We start from the raw sequence: 21,147 nt of genomic DNA on the forward strand, positions 1-21,147 counted from the left end.
ATTTCATGCCCAAGCCAAGTCCGACCGCCACGGCTTTCACCGAGCACGATCATGCGCGCTGCGCCGATACGGCTCTCTCCCGCGCCGAGACCCTCGCCTTCGAGCGGGGCATCCGCCTCACCCCGGTGCGGCGGCGCGCGCTCGAGATCCTGCTCGAGGAGCATCGTGCGATGGGCGCCTATGACGTGCTCGAACGGCTCGCGGCGGACGGGTTCGGCAACCAGCCGCCCGTGGCCTATCGGGCGCTCGAATTCCTCGTCGAGAACGGTCTCGCGCATCGCGTGCGCCGGCTCAACGCCTTCGCGGCCTGCATGCATCCGGGCGAGGATCACGCGCCGGTCTTCCTGATCTGCCGCGAATGCGGCGAGGTCGCCGAGGCGGAGGCGGAAGAGGTGCGCACGGCGCTGCGGGCCGCGGCCGAGCGGCTGGGCTTCACCATCGAACGCGCGACCCTCGAGGCGACCGGGCTGTGCCCCAACTGCGCGGCCGGGGCGGTGCAATGAGCGATCTGATCTCGGCACAAGGGTTGAGCGTGCGCCACGGCGATACCGAGGTGCTGCACGACATCGATTTCGCGATTTCAACGGGCGAGATCGTCACCGTGGTCGGGCCGAACGGCTCGGGGAAATCGACGCTCGTGCGCGCGCTGATCGGGCTCGAGCCCGCCGCGCGGGGCAAGGTCCATCGCAAGCCGAAGCTGCGCATCGGTTATGTGCCGCAAAAGCTCCATGTGGATGCGAGCCTGCCGCTCAGCGTGCGCCGCTTCCTGTCGCTGCCCAGACGGGTTTCCGACGCGCAGGCGCAGGCCGCGCTCGAGCGCACGGGCGTGTCGGGTCTTGGCGCGCGTCAGATCGCGCGGCTCTCGGGCGGGCAGTTCCAGCGGGTGCTTCTGGCGCGCGCGCTTCTGTCCGAGCCCGATATCCTGATTCTCGACGAGGCGACGCAGGGGCTCGACCAGCCCGGCACCGCGGCCTTCTACAAGCTGATCGAGGAGGTGCGCGCCGAAACGGGCGCCTCGGTCCTGATGGTCAGCCACGATCTGCATGTGGTGATGTCGGCCTCCGATCGGGTGATCTGCCTCAATGGCCATGTCTGCTGTCAGGGCACGCCGAAAGTGGTCGCCGAGGCCCCCGAATATCGCGCCCTCTTCGGGATGGGGACGCAAGGGGCCTTCGCGCTCTATCAGCACGATCACGACCACGTTCACGGCACCGAACCCTCCGATCACGCCACCTGCAGCCACGAGCACAGCCACAGCCATGTTTGACGATTTTCTCATTCGCGCCGCTCTCGCCGGCATCGGCCTGACCTTCGCCACCGGGCCGCTCGGCTCCTTCGTCGTCTGGCGCCGCATGGCCTATTTCGGCGATGCCACGGCGCATGCCGCGATCCTCGGCGTGGCGTTGAGCTTTGCCTTCGGAACCTCGGTCTATCTGGGCACGCTCGGCGTCGCGCTCGCGATGGCGCTGACGGTCGCGCGTCTTTCGGGTCGGGGCCATGCGATGGACACGGTTCTGGGCGTGCTGGCCCATTCGGCGCTGGCCTTCGGCCTCGTGGCGGCCTCGTTCCAGAGCGGGTTGAGGGTCGGGCTGAGCGCCTGGCTCTTCGGAGACATCCTCGCGGTCTCGCAGGCCGATCTGGTCGTCGTCTGGGCCGGGGCCGCGGCGGTCGTGGCGCTGCTCGCCTGGCGCTGGCAGGGGCTTCTGACCGCGACGATCAATGACGAGCTGGCGATGGCCTCGGGGCACGATCCGCGGCGCGAGCAGCTCGCCCTGACCATCGCGCTCGCGCTGACCGTGGCGGTCGCGATCAAGATCGTCGGCGCGCTCCTGATCGCCGCGCTCCTGATCGTGCCCGCCGCGGCCGCGCGGCAATTCTCTCGCAGCCCCGAGGGCATGGCGGCGGGGGCGACCGGGGTCGGGATCCTGGCGGTGCTGCTCGGGCTCTGGGGGTCGTTCCGCTTCGACACGCCCGCCGGACCCTCGGTCGTGGCCGCGGCGACGGTGCTCTTCGTGCTCAGCCTGCCGCTGCGTCGCCGGGGCTGAGCGGCGCGTGGCCCATTGCCTTTCGCTGTCCGAGCGGATGGAATGCGCGCCGAGGAGACCCGCATGGATCAGAGCACCATCGCCACGCCCGAGCATGTCTTCGCCCGCCTCGCCGCGGGCAATGCCCGTCGGCGTCTGCGCTTCGGTCTGCCCGCCCGGCGCGAGGCGCTGCGCGCGCTGTCGGAAGCGATCCGGAACAACGAGGACGAGATCCTCGCCGCGCTGAGCGCCGATTTCGCCAAGCCCGAAGCCGAGATCCGCCTGACCGAGATCCTGCCGGTCCAAGCCGAGATCGCCCATGCCCTGCGCAACCTCAAGCGCTGGATGCGGCCGCGCCGCGCCCGGCCGACCCGCGCGACGCTGGGGATGCGCGCGCGCATCATCTCCGAGCCGAAGGGCACCGCGCTGATCATCGCGCCCTGGAACTATCCCGTGGCGCTCTCGCTCGGTCCGCTGGCCTCGGCGCTCGCGGCGGGCTGCGCGGTGGTGCTTAAACCGTCCGAGCTCACGCCGGCCAGCACCGAGGTGATCACGCGGATCGTCGCCGAGGCCCTGCCCGAAGACCTGGCCGTGGTCTGCCAGGGCGGGGTGGAGATGAGCCAGGCGCTTCTCGATCTGCCCTTCGACCATGTCTTCTTCACCGGCTCGCCGCGGGTGGGCCGGATCGTGATGGAGAAGGCGGCACGCCATCTCGCCTCGGTCACGCTCGAACTGGGCGGCAAGTCCCCTGTCATCGTCGGCCCCGGCGCCGATCTGAAGAAGGCCGCGCGGATGATCGCCTGGGCCAAATTCTCCAATGCGGGCCAGACCTGCATCGCGCCCGATCATGTCTTCGTCTCGAAATCGGTCGAGGCGCCGTTCCTTGCCGAGCTGAAGGCGGCGATCGCGAAGATGTATGGCCGCACCGAGGAAGCGCAGGAAGCCTCGCGCGACCTCGCCCGGATCGTCAGCCCCGACCATTTCGCACGCCTCATGGCGCTTGTCGCGGAGGCCGAGGCGGGCGGCGCGCGGACCCTCACGGGGGGCAAGGGGCAGGCAGAGAAACGCTATATCGCGCCGACCGTCCTGATGGGCACCGATCCCTCGATGGGGGTCGAGCGCGAGGAGATCTTCGGGCCGGTTCTTCCCGTCATCCCCTTCGGTGACGCGGAGGATGTGCTCGCCCGGATCGAGGCCGGCCCCAGGCCCCTCGCGCTCTATATCTTCGAGCGCGATCGCAGCCTGGTCGAGCGGTTGCGCCGCGCGAGCAGCTCGGGCGCGGTCGGGGTCAATGTCGCGCTGGTCCACTATTTCCATCAGAACCTGCCCTTCGGCGGGATCGGCAATTCCGGCGTGGGCGCGGCGCATGGCTATTGGGGGTTCGCCGCCTTCTCCCATGACAAGCCGGTGCTCGAGAACCGGTTCACCCCGCTCGGGCTTTTCATGCCGCCCTATCGCGGCGCCCGGCTGGTGAAGCTCGCGCAGCGGCTGCTGCGCTAGGGCCCGTTCACGCCCCCGTCACGCCCACTCGCGGGCGATTACAAGCCCGTGTGATGCCTCCGCGCGCGTCCGCTCCGCGCTAGTTGAAGTTCCATGACGATTTCAACAACAGGGGTATTCCAAGATGGCTTCTATCGATACCGCGGCACCCCCCGGCAAGTTGCGACGCGAGGCCGGGGTGATCGGGCTGCTTTTCGCGTCCACCACCTCGATGATCGGATCCGGCTGGCTCTTCGGCGCCTATCACGCCTCGAAGATCGCGGGTCCGCTGAGCGTCTGGTCCTGGGTGATCGGCGCGGGGATCATCATGCTGATCGCGCTGTGTTTCGCAGAGCTCTCGACGATGTTCTCGAAATCCGGCGCGCTGGTCCATATGAGCCATGCGAGCCATGGCGAGACGCTGGGCCGGCTCTGGGGCTGGATGCTGTTTCTCTCCTACGCGCCGGTCCCTGCGGTCGAGGCCGAGGCGATCGTGACCTACGCCAACAACTACCTGCCGCATTTCCTCAAGGGTGACGGCACCGGCACGCTGAACCTGACCGGGTTCATCGTCTCCGCGCTCCTGCTGAGCGTGCTCTCGCTTCTCAACCTGCTCGCGGTGAGGGCGCTCCTGCGGGTCAACAATACCGTCACCTGGTGGAAGATCGCGGTGCCGCTGGTGACCGTGTTGGGGCTGATCGCGGCCTCGACGCATTGGGGCGTGTGGCATGCCGCGCCGGGCACCTACAAGGCGCAGGGCATGTTCACCGCGATCCCGGCGGCGGGCATCGTCTTCTCCTTCCTCGGGTTCCGGACCGCGATCGACCTGGGCGGCGAGAGCGCCAATCCGGGCCGCAACATCCCGATGGCGGTGATCGGATCGGTCGTGCTGGCCGCGATCGTCTATATCCTGCTGCAGGTGGCGTTCGTCATGGCGCTGCGGCCCGAAGACCTGAAGAACGGCTGGGCGGCGCTCAATTTCGAGGGATCGGCCGGTCCTTTCGCCGGGCTCGCGGCGACGCTGGGCATGGGGTGGCTGGCTTTGCTGCTCTATGTAGATGCCTATGTCTCGCCGGGCGGGACGGGGCTGATCTACGTCACCGGCGGCTCGCGCATCCTCTATGCGGTGGGAGATACCGATAGCGGGCCGCAGTCTCTGACCCGCACCTCGCGTGCGGGCGTGCCGTGGCTTGCGGTCGCGGTGATGTGGGCGGTGGGCGTGTTCTTCCTGCTGCCCTTCCCGGCCTGGCAATTGCTGGTGGGCTATATCAGCTCGGTCACCGTGCTGACCTACGGGCTCGGGCCGATCGTGCTGATGGTGCTGCGCCGCTCGCAACCCGATGCCGAGCGGGCTTTCAAGCTCGCGGGGGCGAACCTCCTCGCGCCGTTGGCCTTCATCGCGTCGAACCTGGTGATCTACTGGACCGGGTTCTACACGAACTCGATCCTGTTCGGGATGCTCGCGGTGGGCTTCGCGATCTACGCCGCCGTGTTCCATTACGTGAAGAAGCGCCCCGCGACCGAATTCGGCTGGCACCATATCGGTTGGCTGGCGCTGTGGTTCGGCGGGATGTGGGTGCTCTCGGCGCTTGGGGGCACCGGGCATGGCTTCAATCTCGTCGGCTTCTGGACCGGGATGGCGCTGGTGGCGCTCTGGTCGCTGGTGGTGATCTGGTTCGCGCTGCGCGGGGCACTTCCGGCCGAGGAAACCGGCGCGCTGATGGAGCGGATCCAGCACGGAAACTGAGCCACGCCTAGGGGCTGCAAAACGGGCGCGCGGGGAGCACCTCGCGCGCCTTTCTCATGGCCGCTTCAGGGTTTCCAGCGGCGATGGGTCCAGAGCCATTGCTCCATATGCGCCCGGATCTGCTCTTCGAGCCGGTCGTTGAGGACCTGCGTCATCGCCTCGGGATCGCTATGCGCGACCGGCGCCTCGGCGAGGATGCGAAAGCTCAGCCCGTCGGGCTGGCGGATCGCGTAGATCGGGATCAGGTCGGCCTTCATCTTCAGCGCCATCTCGGCCGCCGAAAGGGGGGTGCGCGCGGGCAGGCCGAAGAAGTTCAGCTCCGCCCCCTGGCGAAAGAACTGGTCGAAGCCGAACGCGACCATCCCGCCATCGCGCAAGAACCGCATCATGTCGCCCAGGCCCCGGCGCGAGCGCGCGAAAAGCGGCTGCGCGATGGCGGAGATCGTGGTGACGTATTGCTCGTTGAAGGCGGGGTTGTTCATCGGGCGGTAGATCGCGCCCACCCGGTAGCCGCGCGCGGCCAATGCTGCGCGCCACGCATCGTAGTTGCCGAAATGCCCGGCGGCGAGAACGACCGGGCGGCCGTCGCGATGCGCCCGCTCGAGCGCCTCTGCGCCGGGGCCCTCGATCGGCAGATCGCGCACCCGCGCCACGAATTCCTCGCCCGAATAGATCTCGGCCAGCATCCGTCCCAGGCTGTCGGGCACCGCACGCTCGAGCCGTTTCACCTCTTCGGGCGGGAGCTCCGGGCAGGCGAGGGCGAGGTTCGCACGGATCTTGCGGGTGAAACCGATCAGCGGCGCGATCCGCGCCACCATCCGGCCGGCGAGCGGCACGCGCGTCTCGTAGGGCAGGCGCTGGACGACCCACATCACCGCCACGAAGAGTGCGTTCGAGATCCGGTCGGACAGAGAGGCGGTTCGGTTCATCATCGTGAGAAGAAGATCAGGCTTGGCTGAGGCGCGCGGCACGGCGCTCGCGTGACCAGACATAGAGCCCGGCGCCCACGATCACAACCGCCCCGATGATCGTATAGGCATCGGGCAGCTGGCCGAACATCAGCCACCCCCAGAGAGAGGCGAAGAGAAGCCCCGAATAGCCGAAGGGCGCCAGCGTGCCCGCCTCGGCGAGCGCGAAGGCGCGGATCAGCAGGAACTGGCTGAGGCTCCCCGCGAGGCCGAGGGCGAGAAAGATCCAGAGATCCGCAGGCGCGACCGGTTGCCAGACGAAGGGCAGGGCGAGCGAGGAGAGCGCCAGCCCCACGAAGGCCGACCAGAGCTGGGATGTGGCCGCCGCGTCGCCGCGCAGATGGCGCGTCAGCAGCACCGCTCCCGCGAAGCTGAAGGCGGCGAGCAGGGCGAGAAAGGCCGCCGGATGCACCCCGCCCAGCCCCGGGCGCAGGATGATCATCGCGCCCGCGAAGGCCGCGCCGATCCCGAACAGACGATGCGCGCCGAGCCGCTCGCCGAGAAACAGCGCCGCGCCCAGCGTGACGAGCACCGGGTTCAGATCGCCAAGCGCGGTGGCGGTGGCCAGCGGAACATGGCGCAGCGAGAAGAAGAAGGCGACGATGGCACCGATCTGGAACAGCGCGCGGCCCAGCTGCATCCCGGGCTGTGCGCTGCGCAGGCGCGCGGTCAGGCTGGTGCGGAAGATCAGCGCCAGAACGGCGGCGTTCACGGCGAACCGCGCCCAGACGATCTGAAGCGGGTGATAGCCCTCGCCGAGGAGCTTGGCGAAAGCGTCCATCAGCGTGAGCATGGAAAAGGCGGCGAGCATCAGGGCGACGCCGAGCCCGGGCCGGTCGGAACCCGGATGTGCAGAGGGGGCCACGGCGGGCCCCCTCGCAGTGCCTTTGATCGCAGGCAGGGCCATCAGAGCAGGGCTTTGACCTTCTCGGCCACGGCCTCCGCGGTGATCCCGAACTTCTCGTAGAGCTCGCCCGCGGGCGCGGAGGCGCCGAAGCGGTCCATGCCCACGAAATCGGCCTTCGCCTCGCGGCCGCGCTCGCCCAGAAGCCAGCGGTCCCAGGGCTGACGCACCGCGGCCTCGACCGCCACACGCACCGCACCCGGGGGCAGGATCTTCTTGCGGTAGTTCTCGTCCTGCTGCGCGAAGAGTTCCATGCAGGGCATCGAGACGACGCGGGTGCCGATCGCCTGGCCTTGCAGGATGTCGCGCGCCTTGAGTGCGATCTCCACTTCCGAACCCGACGCCATCAGGATCGCCTGACGCTTGCCCTCGGCCTCGGCGATGACATAGGCGCCCTTCGCGGTGAGGTTCTGCGGCTTGTATTCGCTACGCAGCGTCGGCAGGCCCTGACGCGAGAGCGCGAGCACCGAGGGCGTGCCCTCCTGGGTCATCGCGATCTCCCACGCCTCGGCGGTCTCGATCACGTCGGCGGGGCGGAAGGTCAGCGTGTTGGGCGTCGCGCGGCAGATCGCGAGATGCTCGACCGGCTGGTGGGTCGGGCCGTCTTCGCCCAGACCGATGCTGTCATGGGTCATGACATAGACGGCCGGAACCTTCATCAGCGCGCTCAGACGCATCGCGCCGCGGGCGTAATCGGTGAAGCAGAAGAAGGTCCCGCCATAGGCGCGCACGCCGCCATGCAGGATCATCCCGTTCATCGCCGCGGCCATGCCGTGCTCACGGATGCCGAAATGGATGTAGCGACCCTTGCGGTTGTCGGGGTTGAAGATCTCCATCCCCTTCGACTTGGTCAGGTTCGAGCCGGTCAGGTCGGCCGAGCCGCCCAGCGTCTCGGGGCAGGCCTCGTTGACCACGCCCAGAACCATTTCCGAGGCCTTGCGGGTCGCGACCTTCGGCGCGGCCTCGGCCTCTTCCTTCTTGAACTTGCGGATCGCGTTGGTCAGCTTCTTGCTGACGCCGCCTTCCATGATGCGGGTGAATTCGGCCTGCTTGCCCGCCGAAAGCTTGGCGAAACGCTCTTCCCAGGCGCCGCGCTCCTCGGCGCCGCGGGTCCCGATCGTCTCCCACTCGGCCTTGATCTCGGCCGGGATTTCGAACGGGCCATGCTCCCAGCCGTAGATCTCCTTGGTGCGCGAGATTTCCTCGTCGCCCAGCGGCGAGCCATGGGCGGCATAGCTGTCCGACTTGGTCGGCGCGCCGAAGCCGATGATCGTCTTGCAGTCGACCAGAACCGGGCCCTTGGCTTTCTTCGCCTTGGTCAGCGCCTCGTCGATCGAGACCGGATCGTGGCCGTCGCAGGCGAAGACCGTCCAGCCCGAAGCCTCGAAGCGCTTGCGCTGATCGGTCTTGTCCGACAGCGACACGCGGCCGTCGATCGTGATGTCGTTATTGTCCCACAGAACGATCAGGTTCGACAGTTCCTGCATGCCCGCGAGGCCGATCGCCTCCTGGCTGATGCCTTCCATCAGGCAGCCGTCGCCCGCGATCACCCAGGTGCGGTGATCGACCAGCTTCTTGCCCCATTGCGCGCGCAGGGCCTCTTCGGCGATCGCCATGCCCACCGCGGTCGCGACCCCCTGACCCAGCGGGCCGGTGGTGGTCTCGACGGCGTCGAGCAGGAAGTTCTCGGGATGGCCCGCAGTCAGTGCGCCCGACTGGCGGAAATTCTTGATCTGGTCGAGTGTCACCTGCTCGTCGCCGCACAGGTAGAGCAGGGCGTAGATCAGCATCGAGCCGTGGCCGGCCGAGAGCACGAAGCGGTCGCGATCGGCCCATTTCGGGGCTTTCGCGTCGAATTTCAGGTGGTTCTTGAACAGAACGGTCGCCACATCGGCCATGCCCATCGGCATGCCGGGATGGCCGGAATTGGCCTTTTGCACTGCATCCATCGCCAGCGCACGGATCGCCGAGGCGAGTTTCCAGTGCTCGGGATGGGCTTTGCGCAGCTCTTCGATCTCCATGACGGTTCCTTTCGCGGGGCAGCTCTACGGTTTGCGACCCTGATAACAGGGTTCGGAGCGAGATCAAGCGCGGCCCACAAGTGCTTGGGGCAAAAGGGTGGGCTTGGCTTCGCCAACAGGGTTAAACTGCGCGAAACCCTGCCCCCCGGCTGCGATTCGGGGAGGAAGCGGACGAAGAGGACGAGGAGGCGAGTATGAGCGACATAGCCGAATACGAACGCCGGATCGCCTACGCGCTCGAACGGATCGGGCGCGGGGTCGAGACGCTCAAGCACAGAGGGGCCGCGCAGGCTGCGGCTGCGGCTGCCGCGACGGATGCGCCCGAACTCGAGGCGGAGGCGCCGGAGGCCGCGCTTGCGCCGGTGCCGGAGCAGGCCCCCGAAGTTGCGGCCGATCCCGCCGAGGTGGCCGAACTCAAGGCCGCGCTCGAGGCCGAGCGGCTCGCGAATGCGCAGCTCTCCGAACGCGTCCGCGCAATCCGCGAAAAGCAGGACACGACCCTGAATGCGATGGAACGCAAATACGGCGCGGCGGTGCGGGCGCAGGAAGCCGCCTTCAAGGAGGTCGCCGCGCTCAAGCAGGCCAATGCCGGTCTGATGGCGGCCAATCGCAAGCTGATGGATGAAGGCGTCGCCTTCTCCGACGAGGCTCTGATGGCCGAGTTGCAGGCCCTGCGCACCGCGCGCGAGAGCGAACGCGCCGAGCTCGAGCAGATCATCGCCGAGCTCGATCCGATCATCGAAAGCGCAACGGGGGAGAGCGAAGATGCCTGAACTGACGATTTCGGTGGGCGGGCGCGATTTCGAAGTCGCCTGCCAGCAGGGCGAAGAGCATTTCCTGCGCTCCGCCGCCGCGATGCTCGATGCCGAGGCGCAGACACTTCTGGGCCAGATCGGCCGCATTCCCGAGACCCGGATGCTGCTGATGGCGGGGCTGATGCTCGCCGACAAGGCGGCCGGGATCGAGGATCAGCTGCGCGAGACTCAGAACCGGCTCGGAGAATTGCAGGCCCGGATCGACCAGCTTCAGGCCAATCCCGCGCAGGTCGAAGTGCCCGTGGTGCCGACCGAGGTGACCGATACGCTGGCCGAGATCGCCGCGCGGGCCGAAGCCCTGGCCGATCGGGTGGAGGAAGACGTATGAGGGCAGGGCGCCTTCTGGTCGCCCTCTCCCTTGGCCTCGCGGGCCCGGCGCTGGCGCAGGAAGCCGGACAGGCCGAGAGGCTCACGCCGGTCGATGCCGCCCCCGATATTCCCGCCGTCGTCACCCGCGTCTATGTTTGCGAGCGCAGCGCGCGGGTGCCGGTCGTCTATCTCAATGACAGCGATCCGCAGCGCGTCGTTCTCATGATCGAGGGACGGCTTGTGGCGATGGACCATATCCGCTCGGCCGATGGCGCGAAATATGCCGAGGATGGCGAGGGCGCGGCGGGCTATGTCTGGTGGACCAAGGGGGCCGGCGCGATGCTCGACTGGATCGCCGAGGATGGCGAGGCCCAGGCTCTGCTGAGCGGCTGCCAGGAAGAATGAGCCCGCGTTCCTGATCCCGTCCTGCGCCGGTAGGGAGCGGCGCCTCTTGGCGACTGAGTGCGCCGGGGAGAGAAGATCCCCGCCGGGCGGATGCCGCCGGCGGGGATATCTCGGTCAGATGAAGAGCTTTACTCGGCGGCCTTCATCTCGAAACCCTTCTCAAGCTGGTCCGAGGGGGTGATCGGATATTCGCCCGAGAAGCAGGCATCGCAATATTGCGGGCAGGCGTTGTTGCGGCCCTCGGCCTCGCCCACCGCACGGTAGAGCCCGTCGAGCGAGATGAATTTCAGGCTGTCGACGCCAACCCATTGACGCATCTCTTCTTCGGTCATCTGTGCCGCGAGCAGCTTGTCGCGGTTGGGCGTGTCCACACCGTAGAAGCACGGCCAGGCGGTGGGCGGGGAGGCGATCCGGAAATGCACCTCCTTGGCGCCCGCGTCGAGGATCATGTCCTTGATCTTCCGCGAGGTCGTGCCCCGCACGACCGAGTCGTCCACCAGGATCACCCGCTTGCCGCGGATCAGCGACTTGTTGACGTTGAGCTTGAGGCGCACGCCCATGTTGCGGATCTGCTCGGTCGGCTCGATGAAGGTGCGGCCCATATACTGGTTGCGCGTGATGCCGAGCGCGAAGGGGATGCCGCTTTCCTGGCTATAGCCGATCGCGGCAGGGGTGCCGCTGTCGGGCACGGGGCAGACGAGATCCGCGTCGACCGGGGCTTCGCGGGCCAGTTCCACGCCGATTGCGCGGCGGGTCTCATAGACCGAGCGGCCGCCGATGATGCTGTCGGGGCGCGAGAAATAGACATGTTCGAAGATGCAGAAGCGGCCCGTCGAGGGGCCGAAGGGGCGCGAGCTTTCGATATGGCCGTCCTGAATGACGACCATCTCGCCGGGATCGATCTCGCGCACGAATTCCGCGCCGATGATGTCGAGCGCGCAGGTTTCCGAGCTGAGCACGTAGCCCTTGTCGCCGATCCGGCCGAGCACGAGCGGGCGCACGCCCAGCGGGTCGCGCACGCCGATCAGTTTGGTGCGGGTCATCGCCACCACCGAGAAGGCCCCTTCGACGCGGCGCAGCGCGTCGGCGATCCGGTCGGCGTGCTTGCGCTGGATCGAACGCGCCATCAGGTGGATGATGCATTCGCTGTCCGAGCTGGACTGGAAGATCGCGCCGCGCTCGATCAGCTCGCGGCGGAGCGCTTCGGCATTGGTCAGGTTGCCGTTATGCGCGACCGCGCAGCCGCCCATCGAGAACTCGCCGAAGAAGGGCTGGATGTCGCGGATCACCGCGGCCTTGGAGCCGGCGGTGGAGTAGCGCACATGGCCGATCGCGACGTCGCCGGGCAGCGTCTCCATCAGGCTCGACTTGGTGAAATTGTCGCGCACATAGCCGAAACGGTGGGCGGAGTTGAACCCTTTCTCCGGGTCATGGGCGACGATGCCGCCCGCTTCCTGGCCGCGATGCTGGAGTGCGTGAAGCCCGAGCGCCACGAAATTCGCGGCGTCCGAGACCCCGACCACGCCGAAGACGCCGCATTCCTCCTTGAGGTGGTCGTCGTCGAACGGATGGGCGAAATGATGTTTGTCGGCGGGGCAGGACATGGCAGCAGCTCCGAATGGTGCGAGGGCGGGCACTGCGCGCCCTCATAAAGCCAAACGCGAGGGCTGTTAACCCCTCGCGCTGGAAATCCGTCATCTCGATGTCATCAATTGCCGGCAGCGGGAGGCAATTGATCGGTGCGCGCGGGCGCATCCGTCGCGCCTTCCGGCGCAGGGCAGGCGGAGACGAGTTGCTCGTAGCGGCCCACGATCCAGCCGGGCGCATCGGCCGGCATCGATTCGTCGAGCTGGGCCGAGACATTCGCGAAGACCTTGGCCGAGCGCGAGTCGTCGACCACCGGGATCGGATCGTTGCTCATGACGCGATCATAGACGACGAAGGCCACGGCCACGAGGATCACGCCGCGCAGCACCCCGAACAGGAAGCCCAGACCCTGGTCGATCCCGCCAAGCGCCGAGCGCTGCACCGCGGAGGCGAAGAGCGGCGTGAGGATCGAGAACACGACCAGCGCGAGGGCAAAGACCACGGCGAAGCCGCCGATCATCCCCATTTCGCAGCTATTGCCGATGAACCTGTCGAGGAAGGGCAGTTGCTGCACCAGAGGGCGCGCCTCGTTGGCGAACATGTAGGCGACGATGGCGGCGGCGATCCAGCCGACGATCGCCAGCGCCTCGCGGACGAACCCGCGCGCATAGGCGAGGATCGCCGAGAGTATGATGACAACCGCCACGATGGCATCGACGATGGTGAACCCGTCCATTTGCGCTCCCTGTGTCGTTCGCGCTAGCCCGCGCCGAACATCTCTCCTGTGAAGGTCACGAGATCGCCCAGCCTGCGCAACGCCATCCCGCTCTCGCCATCAATCTTCGTTCCCGACGGCGCGACCGCTTGTGAAAAACCAAGTTTCGCCGCTTCTTTCAACCTGTTTTCGGCCTGACCCACCGGACGCAGCGCTCCGGAGAGACTGATTTCGCCGAAAACCACCATATCGGCGGGCAGGGCGGCGTCTTCGCGCGCACTCAGGAGCGCGGCCGCGGCGGCGAGGTCGGCGGCGGGTTCCACCACCTTCATGCCGCCCGCCACGTTGAGAAACACGTCGAGCCCCGCGAAGGGGATGCCGCAGCGGCTTTCGAGTACCGCGAGGATGGTCGAGATCCGCCCCGCATCGAGGCCGACGACGGTGCGCCGCGGCGAGGCGAGAGAGGAGGGGGCGACCAGCGCCTGGATCTCGGTGAGCACGGGGCGCGTGCCTTCGATGCCTGCGAAAACGGCCGATCCGGGCGCGGGCTGGCCGCGTTCGGAGAGAAACAGCGCCGAGGGGTTCGCTACCTCGGCAAGCCCCGATCCGGTCATCTCGAAGACGCCGATTTCCGAGGCCGGGCCGAAGCGGTTCTTCACCGCCCGCAGGATCCGGAACTGGTGGCCGCGCTCGCCCTCGAAGTAAAGGACCGTGTCGACCATGTGCTCGATCACGCGGGGCCCCGCGATCTGGCCTTCCTTGGTGACGTGGCCCACCAGGACCACCGCCGTGCCGCGCCGCTTGGCGAAGGTGACAAGCTCGTGAGCGGCCGCGCGCAACTGGCTGACCGAGCCCGGCGCGCTGTCGACGCTGTCCGACCACATGGTCTGGATCGAATCGATGATCACGAGATCGGGGCGCTCGGTCTCGAGCGTGGTGAGGATGTCGCGCAGGTTGGTTTCCGCACCCAGCTTGACCGGCGCATCCGCGAGGCCGAGCCTCTGGGCCCGCATCCGCACCTGGCTGGCCGCCTCCTCACCCGAGATGTAGAACGCCTTGAGGCCCGCCCGCGCGAAACTCGCCGTGGCCTGCAGCAGAAGGGTGGATTTCCCGATCCCCGGATCGCCGCCCACGAGCACGGCGCTCGCGGGGACGAGCCCGCCGCCCAGGACACGGTCGAGTTCGGCCATCCCGGACCGCGCCCGCGGGGGCGGGGTCTCGCGCGTGTCGAGCGCCGAGAGCGCGATCACCTTGCCCTTGGCCGCACCGAGCCCCGAGCCGGGCGTCGCCGAGAGCGGGCTTTCCTCGTGGATCGAGTTCCACGCCCCGCAGGCATCGCAGCGGCCCGACCACTTGGCATGGCTCGCCCCGCATTCGGAGCAGCGAAAGATGGGGGAGGATTTGGCCATCGGGTCCCTTGGTTCAATTGAGTGCCGCGCGCGCGGCGCGCGTCAGCTGCGTTCGAGATTGGCGGCGATCAGATCGGCGCATTGCGCGGGATGGGTCACGGGCAGCATATGGCCCGCGCCCTGGATGCAGGCAACTCCCACATCGGGCAGCCGCGCCGCGATCGCCTCGGCCACTTTCGGCATGGTCGGCGGCGAGCGGTCGCCATGGATGATCATCGCGGGCGCGTCGATCCCCTCGATCCCGCCGGCCCGGGCGATGCCGGCCGGGTCCTCGAAATTGGCGCGCGAGATGTTCTCGACCATCGGCATCGAGGCGATGAAGCGCTCGCGATGGGCTTCGGAATAGCTCTCCCAGGGCTGGCCGGTGCCCCAGTCGCGCATGAAGCCGTGCGCGGCGGGCTCGCAATCGCCTTCCGCCATCAGCGCCTCGAAATGGTCCTGCTTGGCGCGCAGGGCCTGCCAGTCGGGATCGCTCTCGGGCAGCGCCGCGAAGAGCACGGGCTCGATCAGGGTGAGCGAGCGCACCGCCTCGGGCGCGCCCACCGCGATGCGCAGCGCCACGCTCGCGCCGAAGCTGTGCCCGATCAGGTCCACAGGACGCTCGATGAAGCTCGCGGCGATCCGGGTGACCTGGGTCTGGAACGCGCCGGGCTCGGCGGGGTCGCCGCGCCAGGGCGCGGACTGGCCGTGGCTCGGCTGATCGAAGGCGATGGTGGAGAGCTCGCCCGCGAAAGGCTCGAGCGCGCCCGCCCAGAGGTTGGAACTGCCAAGCGTGCAATGGATGGCGATCGCGGGGCGCGCGCCATGACCGAAGCTCTGCCAGAAGATCTCGGCGCCTTGCCGGAGGTCGCGGGGCATGCTCAGAGCGTTCCCAGATGTTCGTCGAGAAGGGCGAGGCGATCCTGCCCCCAGAACCGTTCGTCGGTCTCGGCCACGATATAGAAGGGCGAGCCGAAGACGCCGCGCTCGACCGCTTCCTCGAGGTTTCTCTCGTAGGTGGTCGCGCCTTCGAAGAGCCCGGTGGTCACCAGATTGCCGTCGAAGCCGTTCGCCTCGAGCGCCTCGCGGATCACCTCGTCGCTGCCGATATCCTTGTCCTCGGCCCAGACCGCGCGCAGGATCGAATGGACCAGCCCGCCCACGTCTCCGGTGCCGGCCTTCTGCGCCGCGATGATCGCGTAGGAGGCGGGCGCGGGGTTCGGCGGATAGCCGGGCGGGGTGAAGTTCATCGGCATGCCGAGCTTTGCCGACCAGCGCTTGAGTTCCTGCATCCGGTAGTCCATCCGGCATTTCGGACGCTGCGCGGGACGCACGCCCCCGGTGCGGTCGAACAGGCCCAGAAGGTCGATCGGCTTGTAGACGATTTCCGCCTCGTGACGCTTCGCGATTTCCTCGAGACGCAGTCCCGCAAGGTAGACCCAGGGGCTGAACGTGCCGAAAAAGTAGTCGATCCGTGCCATTGTTAACACTTTCTTGACGGTCCAAATTGCCGCCACGCTACCCCGGTGATAAGGCAGGCGCAATCAAGCGAATCCCGCCGGGACCCAACCGGCACGAGACCTCGAGGAATTGGCCCCATGTCCGTCGTCACCGAACCCAAACTCATCTCCGGCAATGCGAACAAGCCGCTCGCGCAATCCATCGCGCGTCGCATGTCGATGCATCGTGGCATGTCGGTGGGGCTGGTCGATGCCCGCGTCGAACGCTTCAACGATCAGGAAATCTTCGTCGAAGTCTACGAGAACGTCCGCGGCGAGGACATGTTCATCATCCAGCCGACCTCGAACCCGGCCAATGACAACCTGATGGAGCTCCTGATCATCACCGACGCACTCAAGCGCTCCTCGGCCGACCGGATCACCGCCGTCATCCCCTATTTCGGCTATGCCCGTCAGGACCGGCGCACCAAGGCGCGCACCCCGATCTCGGCGAAGCTGGTCGCGAACCTGCTCACCGAGGCGGGCGTGGACCGCATCCTGACGCTCGATTTGCACGCCGCCCAGATCCAGGGCTTCTTCGACATTCCGGTGGACAATCTCTATGCCTCGCCGGTCTTCGCGCTCGACATCCTGCACCACTTCCGTGGCCAGCTCGACGATGTGATGGTGGTCTCGCCCGATGTCGGCGGCGTGGCCCGCGCGCGCGAGCTTGCCAAGCGCATCGGCGCGCCGCTCTCGATCGTGGACAAGCGTCGCGAGAAGGCGGGCGAAGTGGCCGGCATGACCGTGATCGGTGACGTCTCGGGCAAGAAATGCATCATCGTCGACGATATCTGCGACACGGCGGGAACGCTGTGCAAGGCCGCCGAAGTGCTGATGGAAGCGGGCGCGACCGAGGTGCACGCCTATATCAGCCACGGCGTTCTGTCGGGCCCCGCGGTGGAGCGGATCACCAATTCGGTGATGAAATCGCTCGTGATCACCGACTCGATCGAGCCGACGGAGGCGGTGAAAACCGCCCGCAACATCCGCATCGTGCCGACCGCCCCGATGTTCGCCCAGGCGATCCTCAATACCTGGTCGGGCACCTCGGTCTCCTCGCTTTTCGAGACCGACACGCTGGTCCCGATCTACGAGGGCATGTATTCGCGCGACTGAGCGCGCCGCGCGTTTCGCGATTTTCGAAGGCCCGGAGCAGAGCAGCTCCGGGCCTTTCGCATCCGCGACCGTCGAAAAGCCGATGGACAACCGCGTCTTCAGGCGCTTCCTTGTGCCCATGCGCCTCTTCGCCCTCACCGCCCTCGTGATGATCGCCTTCGCCGCGAATTCGGTGCTCAACCGGATGGCGGTGCATGATGCGGGCTGGGGGCCGGCGGCGACGGGCTTCGTGCGGCTCGCCTCGGGGGCGCTGGTGCTTCTGGCGCTCGCGATCCGCGCGAAGGGAACGGCGGGGCTGCGGCTGCCGCCCGCCATTCTCGGCGCGGGGGTGGCGACGCTCTCGCTCTATATCTTCGGCTTTTCCATCGCGAGCGGGCTGATCGACGCGGGCGTAGGTGCGCTGACGCTGTTCGCGATGGTGCAGATCACCATGTTCGCAGGCGCGCTCTGGACGCGCGAGGCGATCTCGCTGTGGCGCTGGATCGGGGCGGGGCTGGCCTTCGCGGGGCTTGCGGTTCTGCTGCTGCCCGCTTCGGGCGGGACCCATATCGACCCGCGGGGCTTTGCGCTGATGGCGCTCGCGGGGGTCGGCTGGGGGCTCTATTCGCTCAACGGGCGCCGTGCGGGCGCTCCGCTCGTCGCGACCGCGCTCAATTTCGCGCTGGCCGCGGCGCTCGCGCTGATCTGGATGCTGGGGGCGGACGATTGGGGGAAGGGGGCAAGCTGGGGCTGGGCGCCTGCGCTCCTGTCGGGGGCGGTGACCTCGGGGATGGGCTATGCGCTCTGGTATCGCGTGCTGCCGCAGATCCCCGCCAGCCTCGCCGCGATCGCCCAACTCTCGGTGCCGCTGATCGCCGCGCTCGGCGGTGCGCTGCTTCTCGCCGAGATCCCCTCGGCGCGGTTCTGGCTGGCGGCAACGCTGGTGATCGGAGGGATCGCCCTCTCGCTTCGGCGCGCGCCTTGAGCCTTCCTCTGCGGAAACGGGCTTGACGTCGGAACAGCCAGCGCTTCTTTAGGGTTGGAAACAGGACCTTCGAACCAAGTGAGGACAACATGGCTTTTGAACTTCCCGATCTCCCCTATGCTCATGACGCGCTGGCCGATCTGGGCATGTCGAAGGAAACCCTCGAATATCACCACGACCTGCACCACAAGGCCTATGTCGACAACGGCAACAAGCTGATCGCCGGCACCGAGTGGGAAGGCAAGTCGGTCGAAGAGATCGTCAAGGGCACCTATCAGCCCGGCGCCGTGGCGCAGAACGGCATCTTCAACAACGCTTCGCAGCACTGGAACCACGCCCAGTTCTGGGAAATGATGGGCCCGGGCGAGAAGAAGATGCCGGGCGAGCTGGAAAAGGCGCTCACCGAAGCCTTCGGCTCGATCGACAAGTTCAAGGAAGAATTCGCCGCCGCCGGTGCGGGCCAGTTCGGCTCGGGCTGGGCCTGGCTCGTCAAGGACAAGGACGGCTCGCTCAAGGTCACCAAGACCGAGAACGGCGTGAACCCGCTCTGCTTCGGCCAGACCGCGCTTCTGGGCTGCGACGTGTGGGAGCACTCCTACTACATCGACTACCGCAACAAGCGCCCGGCCTACCTGTCGAACTTCCTCGACAAGCTGGTGAACTGGGAAAACGTCGCCTCGCGCATGTGATCGCGCGACCGGCACGATCTTTGGAAAGGGCGTCCCGTTCGGGGCGCCCTTTTTCGTCGCGTCATCGCGCCGCGACAGGAACCGGCGCCCCGGCCCAGCCGTTTTTCTTGACAGCAACGCATGACGAAGAGGAGGCTCGAATGGCAGAGCGTATTCGCAGCAAGGACGGCAAACGCGAGACGGAAGAAATTCTCGGAGAGGCTCCCGAAAATCTCGAAAGCCCTTCCGCCCAGGGCAGTTCGGGCGGTACGCTGCAGCGCAAGATCGGGACGCGCGACGAGAAGAAGCAGATCGACGAGACCTCCGCCGGGGCGACCCGGCCGCTTGGCGGGGACGAACGGGACTCGGGTGAGAAGGAGAAGATGTGATGACCAAGCTGACCAAGGGGACCTGGGTCGTGATCGCCGATGGCGAAAAGGCGCTGTTTCTCGAGAACATGATGGATGATCAGGATCCGAACCTGGTCGTGCGCCGGGTCGACGAGCAGGAGAACCCGGCCGATTCCGAGCAGGGCACAGACAGCCCCGGCCGCATGGCCGATACCGGGCCCGGTCAGCGCTCGGCGCTCGACGAGACGGATTGGCACGAGCTGGCGAAGATGCGCTTTGCCGACGACCTGGCCGACCGTCTCTACAAGATGGTGCACAAGGGCCGGATCGAGCGGCTGGTGATCGCCGCCGCTCCGCGCATCCTCGGCGAGATCCGACACGCGCTGCACAAGGAGGTTGCGGCGGTGATCGTGGGCGAGATCGACAAGACGCTCACCAATCATCCGCGCGACGAGATCGAGAAGATCGTCTCGGACGAACTGGCGAAAGCCTGATCCGACCGAAGCCGAACCGCGCCGCGCAGACGGAGCGGTCCGGCCTTCCCTCGCATACTGTGAACCTGCGCAGGGCGGCTTGACGCATCCGCGCACAGCCGCACCGTTCCCGGCCTCTTTCCTTTTCCTGGCCGATCGGTCAGGGTCGCGCGGCTGAATGGGAGAGTACGGATGAGCGAGGCGACCAAGGGCTTCTGGGCGATGGTGACGGCCTGCGTGATCTGGGGCCTGTCCGGGCTTTACTACAAGATGCTCGACGCGGTCCCGCCGATCGAGGTTCTGGCCCATCGCACGCTCTGGTCGTTCCTGTTCTTCGCGGTGATCCTCGCGGTGAAGGGGCGGCTGCATCTCATCCGCGCCGCGCTCTCCGAGCGCCACGGGCGCGGAACGCTCATCATCGGCTTCGCGGCGCTGATGATCTCGGCGAACTGGTTCACCTTCATCTGGTCGGTCCAGTCGGGCCACGCGGTGCAGGCGTCGCTCGGCTATTACATCTTCCCGCTGGTGGCGGTGCTGCTGGGGCTGATCGTCTATCGCGAAGCGCTCGGGGTGCGGCAATGGGTGGCGGTCGCTCTGGCCGCGACGGCGGTGGTCGTCCTGACCCTCGGGCTCGGCGTCGCGCCCTGGGTGTCGCTGATCCTCGCCTTCAGTTTCGGCACCTACGGGCTCATCAAGAAGGGCATCAAGGCCGGACCGATGGTCTCGGTTTGCGCCGAGGTGCTGTTGCTCTCGCCGATCGCGATGGTGGTGCTTGTGGGGTACCATTACGGATGGTGGGGCGCGGCCGGCTCCGGCCATTTCGGCCAAGATCTGAAGACCTCGGCGCTGCTCGCCTTTTCCGGCCCGTTGACGGGGACCCCGCTTCTGCTCTTCGCCTATGCGGCGCAGCGGGTGCGGATGGCGACGGTCGGCCTGGTTCAATATCTCAACCCGACGCTGCAGTTCGCCGTCGCCACGCTCGCCTTCGGGGAGCATGTGACCCTCTGGCACGCGATCGCGCTCGGGCTGATCTGGTCGGCGCTTGCGATCTATTCGAGCGCCAACCTGCGCCCGCGTGCCCGGCGCGTCGCCGGCACGGCCTAGGCGAAGGCCGAGACGAGCGCCTCTTCCAGCTCGGCGACCGTCTCGACGGTGACCACAAGGTCGCGCAGCGAGGGATCGGCAAAGCCTTCCGCGACGATCTGGTCGACAAGCGCCAGGAGCGGGGCCCAGTAGCCTTCGGTGTTGAGCAGGAAGATCGGCTTCTCGTGCAGCCCGATCTGGCGCCAGGTCAGGACCTCGAAGAGCTCGTCGAGCGAGCCCGCGCCGCCGGGCAGCACGACCACCGCATCCGCATTCATGAACATCACCTTCTTGCGCTCATGCATCGTCTCGGTGACGACGAAGGTGGTCAGGTCGCGCTTGCCGACCTCGCGCGGGAAGAGATGCACCGGGATCACGCCGAAGGTGCGTCCGTCCGCCTCCTGCGCGGCGCGCGCCACCTCGCCCATCAGCCCGACATCGCCCGCGCCATAGACAAGCTGCCAGTTGCGCGCGGCGAGCATCGCCCCGGTCGCCCTCGCGGCTTCGGAATAGGCGGAACGCGTGCCCGGGCGTGAGCCGCAATAGACACAGACGGAACGGGAAATGGTCATGGTCGGCTCCGGATTGGACGGTGTTCTTGAGCGGTGATAGCGGGGTTGCTAATCTCG

23 protein-coding genes are annotated in these 21,147 nt (G+C 67.3%); 14 read left to right on the forward strand and 9 right to left on the reverse strand.

Annotation, left to right across the window (positions count from 1 at the left end; genetic code table 11):
• Positions 1–5: 5 nt before the first annotated feature.
• The 5 genes from DW2_RS02235 (at position 6) to DW2_RS02255 (ending at position 5,250) form a co-directional block, all read left to right on the forward strand.
• The gene (locus tag DW2_RS02235; protein ID WP_038143135.1) at positions 6–503 is read left to right on the forward strand and encodes a Fur family transcriptional regulator; all 498 of its coding nucleotides are present in this window, start codon (positions 6–8) and stop codon (positions 501–503) included.
• Entirely contained in the window at positions 500–1,267 is a 768-nt protein-coding gene (locus DW2_RS02240; RefSeq protein ID WP_038143138.1) for a metal ABC transporter ATP-binding protein, read from the forward strand. Before DW2_RS02235 ends, DW2_RS02240 begins: the two co-directional genes overlap by 4 nt.
• Positions 1,260–2,045 carry a metal ABC transporter permease gene (locus DW2_RS02245; protein WP_038143140.1) on the forward strand — a complete coding sequence of 262 codons (786 nt, stop codon included), beginning with the start codon at positions 1,260–1,262 and terminating at the stop codon, positions 2,043–2,045. The genes DW2_RS02240 and DW2_RS02245 overlap by 8 nt, the downstream gene beginning before the upstream one ends.
• Before the next feature lie 63 nt (positions 2,046–2,108).
• The gene (locus tag DW2_RS02250) at positions 2,109–3,524 is read left to right on the forward strand and encodes an aldehyde dehydrogenase family protein (RefSeq protein WP_051855160.1); all 1,416 of its coding nucleotides are present in this window, start codon (positions 2,109–2,111) and stop codon (positions 3,522–3,524) included.
• Between the two features lie 124 nt (positions 3,525–3,648).
• The gene (locus DW2_RS02255; protein ID WP_038143146.1) at positions 3,649–5,250 is read left to right on the forward strand and encodes an APC family permease; all 1,602 of its coding nucleotides are present in this window, start codon (positions 3,649–3,651) and stop codon (positions 5,248–5,250) included.
• 65 nt (positions 5,251–5,315) lie between these two features.
• On the opposite strand, the gene DW2_RS02260 is transcribed toward DW2_RS02255, so the two are convergent.
• From DW2_RS02260 to tkt, 3 genes are read right to left on the reverse strand one after another with little or no spacing between them, the layout of a single operon-like run.
• Complete coding sequence (locus DW2_RS02260) at positions 5,316–6,182, reverse strand: lysophospholipid acyltransferase family protein (RefSeq protein ID WP_038143475.1); 867 nt, start codon at positions 6,180–6,182, stop codon at positions 5,316–5,318.
• A gap of 13 nt (positions 6,183–6,195) precedes the next feature.
• A complete protein-coding gene (locus tag DW2_RS02265; protein WP_038143478.1) occupies positions 6,196–7,083 on the reverse strand; it encodes a DMT family transporter in 888 nt (295 codons plus the stop codon).
• 41 nt (positions 7,084–7,124) lie between these two features.
• Positions 7,125–9,143, reverse strand: coding sequence for a transketolase (gene tkt / locus DW2_RS02270; protein WP_038143150.1), 2,019 nt, complete (start codon positions 9,141–9,143; stop codon positions 7,125–7,127).
• Between the two features lie 194 nt (positions 9,144–9,337).
• Between tkt and DW2_RS02275 the strand changes: the two genes are divergently transcribed.
• From DW2_RS02275 to DW2_RS02285, 3 genes are read left to right on the forward strand one after another with little or no spacing between them, the layout of a single operon-like run.
• Positions 9,338–9,916, forward strand: a complete 579-nt coding sequence (locus DW2_RS02275; protein WP_038143153.1) for a hypothetical protein — start codon at positions 9,338–9,340, stop codon at positions 9,914–9,916.
• Entirely contained in the window at positions 9,909–10,286 is a 378-nt protein-coding gene (locus DW2_RS02280; RefSeq protein ID WP_038143156.1) for a cell division protein ZapA, read from the forward strand. The genes DW2_RS02275 and DW2_RS02280 overlap by 8 nt, the downstream gene beginning before the upstream one ends.
• Complete coding sequence (locus DW2_RS02285; protein ID WP_051855161.1) at positions 10,283–10,672, forward strand: MliC family protein; 390 nt, start codon at positions 10,283–10,285, stop codon at positions 10,670–10,672. Before DW2_RS02280 ends, DW2_RS02285 begins: the two co-directional genes overlap by 4 nt.
• 128 nt (positions 10,673–10,800) lie before the next feature.
• Here DW2_RS02285 and purF read toward each other — a convergent pair whose 3' ends face one another.
• From purF to DW2_RS02310, 5 genes are all read right to left on the reverse strand, one after another.
• The gene (purF, locus tag DW2_RS02290) at positions 10,801–12,276 is read right to left on the reverse strand and encodes an amidophosphoribosyltransferase (RefSeq protein ID WP_038143159.1); all 1,476 of its coding nucleotides are present in this window, start codon (positions 12,274–12,276) and stop codon (positions 10,801–10,803) included.
• Between the two features lie 104 nt (positions 12,277–12,380).
• Entirely contained in the window at positions 12,381–12,995 is a 615-nt protein-coding gene (locus DW2_RS02295; protein ID WP_038143161.1) for a CvpA family protein, read from the reverse strand.
• A gap of 23 nt (positions 12,996–13,018) precedes the next feature.
• On the reverse strand, positions 13,019–14,383 hold the full coding sequence (radA, locus tag DW2_RS02300; RefSeq protein WP_038143163.1) for a DNA repair protein RadA: 1,365 nt from the start codon (positions 14,381–14,383) through the stop codon (positions 13,019–13,021).
• Between the two features lie 42 nt (positions 14,384–14,425).
• Positions 14,426–15,241 carry an alpha/beta fold hydrolase gene (locus DW2_RS02305; RefSeq protein ID WP_051855164.1) on the reverse strand — a complete coding sequence of 272 codons (816 nt, stop codon included), beginning with the start codon at positions 15,239–15,241 and terminating at the stop codon, positions 14,426–14,428.
• Positions 15,242–15,243: 2 nt separating this feature from the next.
• Positions 15,244–15,843 (reverse strand): 2-hydroxychromene-2-carboxylate isomerase, encoded by a 600-nt coding sequence (locus DW2_RS02310; RefSeq protein WP_038143165.1) that lies wholly within the window; start codon positions 15,841–15,843, stop codon positions 15,244–15,246.
• Between the two features lie 117 nt (positions 15,844–15,960).
• On the opposite strand from DW2_RS02310, the gene DW2_RS02315 reads away from it, so the two are divergent.
• From DW2_RS02315 to rarD, 6 genes are all read left to right on the forward strand, one after another.
• Entirely contained in the window at positions 15,961–16,980 is a 1,020-nt protein-coding gene (locus tag DW2_RS02315; protein ID WP_038143167.1) for a ribose-phosphate pyrophosphokinase, read from the forward strand.
• A gap of 82 nt (positions 16,981–17,062) precedes the next feature.
• Positions 17,063–17,944 (forward strand): DMT family transporter, encoded by an 882-nt coding sequence (locus DW2_RS02320; protein WP_238321231.1) that lies wholly within the window; start codon positions 17,063–17,065, stop codon positions 17,942–17,944.
• Positions 17,945–18,033: 89 nt separating this feature from the next.
• Positions 18,034–18,633, forward strand: coding sequence for a superoxide dismutase (locus DW2_RS02325; protein WP_038143169.1), 600 nt, complete (start codon positions 18,034–18,036; stop codon positions 18,631–18,633).
• A gap of 140 nt (positions 18,634–18,773) precedes the next feature.
• Entirely contained in the window at positions 18,774–19,001 is a 228-nt protein-coding gene (locus DW2_RS02330) for a hypothetical protein (protein WP_038143173.1), read from the forward strand.
• Positions 19,001–19,456 carry a baeRF12 domain-containing protein gene (locus DW2_RS02335; protein WP_038143176.1) on the forward strand — a complete coding sequence of 152 codons (456 nt, stop codon included), beginning with the start codon at positions 19,001–19,003 and terminating at the stop codon, positions 19,454–19,456. The genes DW2_RS02330 and DW2_RS02335 overlap by 1 nt, the downstream gene beginning before the upstream one ends.
• Positions 19,457–19,627: 171 nt before the next feature.
• The gene (gene rarD, locus DW2_RS02340) at positions 19,628–20,539 is read left to right on the forward strand and encodes an EamA family transporter RarD (RefSeq protein ID WP_038143178.1); all 912 of its coding nucleotides are present in this window, start codon (positions 19,628–19,630) and stop codon (positions 20,537–20,539) included.
• Here the strand turns inward: rarD and DW2_RS02345 are convergent.
• Complete coding sequence (locus tag DW2_RS02345; RefSeq protein WP_038143180.1) at positions 20,536–21,090, reverse strand: LOG family protein; 555 nt, start codon at positions 21,088–21,090, stop codon at positions 20,536–20,538. The two genes, rarD and DW2_RS02345, sit on opposite strands and share 4 nt — an antisense overlap.
• Positions 21,091–21,147: the final 57 nt, after the last annotated feature.

The organism is Thioclava atlantica (genome assembly GCF_000737065.1).
GTDB classification, from domain to species: domain Bacteria; phylum Pseudomonadota; class Alphaproteobacteria; order Rhodobacterales; family Rhodobacteraceae; genus Thioclava; species Thioclava atlantica.

Coding starts and splice junctions, on each gene's coding strand:
- DW2_RS02235 (WP_038143135.1), top strand. CDS start 6: ATGCCCAAGCCAAGTCCGACCGCCACGGCTTTCACCGAGCACGATCAT.
- DW2_RS02240 (WP_038143138.1), top strand. CDS start 500: ATGAGCGATCTGATCTCGGCACAAGGGTTGAGCGTGCGCCACGGCGAT.
- DW2_RS02245 (WP_038143140.1), top strand. CDS start 1,260: ATGTTTGACGATTTTCTCATTCGCGCCGCTCTCGCCGGCATCGGCCTG.
- DW2_RS02250 (WP_051855160.1), top strand. CDS start 2,109: ATGGATCAGAGCACCATCGCCACGCCCGAGCATGTCTTCGCCCGCCTC.
- DW2_RS02255 (WP_038143146.1), top strand. CDS start 3,649: ATGGCTTCTATCGATACCGCGGCACCCCCCGGCAAGTTGCGACGCGAG.
- DW2_RS02260 (WP_038143475.1), bottom strand. CDS start 6,182: ATGATGAACCGAACCGCCTCTCTGTCCGACCGGATCTCGAACGCACTC.
- tkt (WP_038143150.1), bottom strand. CDS start 9,143: ATGGAGATCGAAGAGCTGCGCAAAGCCCATCCCGAGCACTGGAAACTC.
- DW2_RS02275 (WP_038143153.1), top strand. CDS start 9,338: ATGAGCGACATAGCCGAATACGAACGCCGGATCGCCTACGCGCTCGAA.
- DW2_RS02280 (WP_038143156.1), top strand. CDS start 9,909: ATGCCTGAACTGACGATTTCGGTGGGCGGGCGCGATTTCGAAGTCGCC.
- DW2_RS02285 (WP_051855161.1), top strand. CDS start 10,283: ATGAGGGCAGGGCGCCTTCTGGTCGCCCTCTCCCTTGGCCTCGCGGGC.
- purF (WP_038143159.1), bottom strand. CDS start 12,276: ATGTCCTGCCCCGCCGACAAACATCATTTCGCCCATCCGTTCGACGAC.
- DW2_RS02295 (WP_038143161.1), bottom strand. CDS start 12,995: ATGGACGGGTTCACCATCGTCGATGCCATCGTGGCGGTTGTCATCATA.
- radA (WP_038143163.1), bottom strand. CDS start 14,383: ATGGCCAAATCCTCCCCCATCTTTCGCTGCTCCGAATGCGGGGCGAGC.
- DW2_RS02305 (WP_051855164.1), bottom strand. CDS start 15,241: ATGCCCCGCGACCTCCGGCAAGGCGCCGAGATCTTCTGGCAGAGCTTC.
- DW2_RS02310 (WP_038143165.1), bottom strand. CDS start 15,843: ATGGCACGGATCGACTACTTTTTCGGCACGTTCAGCCCCTGGGTCTAC.
- DW2_RS02315 (WP_038143167.1), top strand. CDS start 15,961: ATGTCCGTCGTCACCGAACCCAAACTCATCTCCGGCAATGCGAACAAG.
- DW2_RS02320 (WP_238321231.1), top strand. CDS start 17,063: ATGGACAACCGCGTCTTCAGGCGCTTCCTTGTGCCCATGCGCCTCTTC.
- DW2_RS02325 (WP_038143169.1), top strand. CDS start 18,034: ATGGCTTTTGAACTTCCCGATCTCCCCTATGCTCATGACGCGCTGGCC.
- DW2_RS02330 (WP_038143173.1), top strand. CDS start 18,774: ATGGCAGAGCGTATTCGCAGCAAGGACGGCAAACGCGAGACGGAAGAA.
- DW2_RS02335 (WP_038143176.1), top strand. CDS start 19,001: ATGACCAAGCTGACCAAGGGGACCTGGGTCGTGATCGCCGATGGCGAA.
- rarD (WP_038143178.1), top strand. CDS start 19,628: ATGAGCGAGGCGACCAAGGGCTTCTGGGCGATGGTGACGGCCTGCGTG.
- DW2_RS02345 (WP_038143180.1), bottom strand. CDS start 21,090: ATGACCATTTCCCGTTCCGTCTGTGTCTATTGCGGCTCACGCCCGGGC.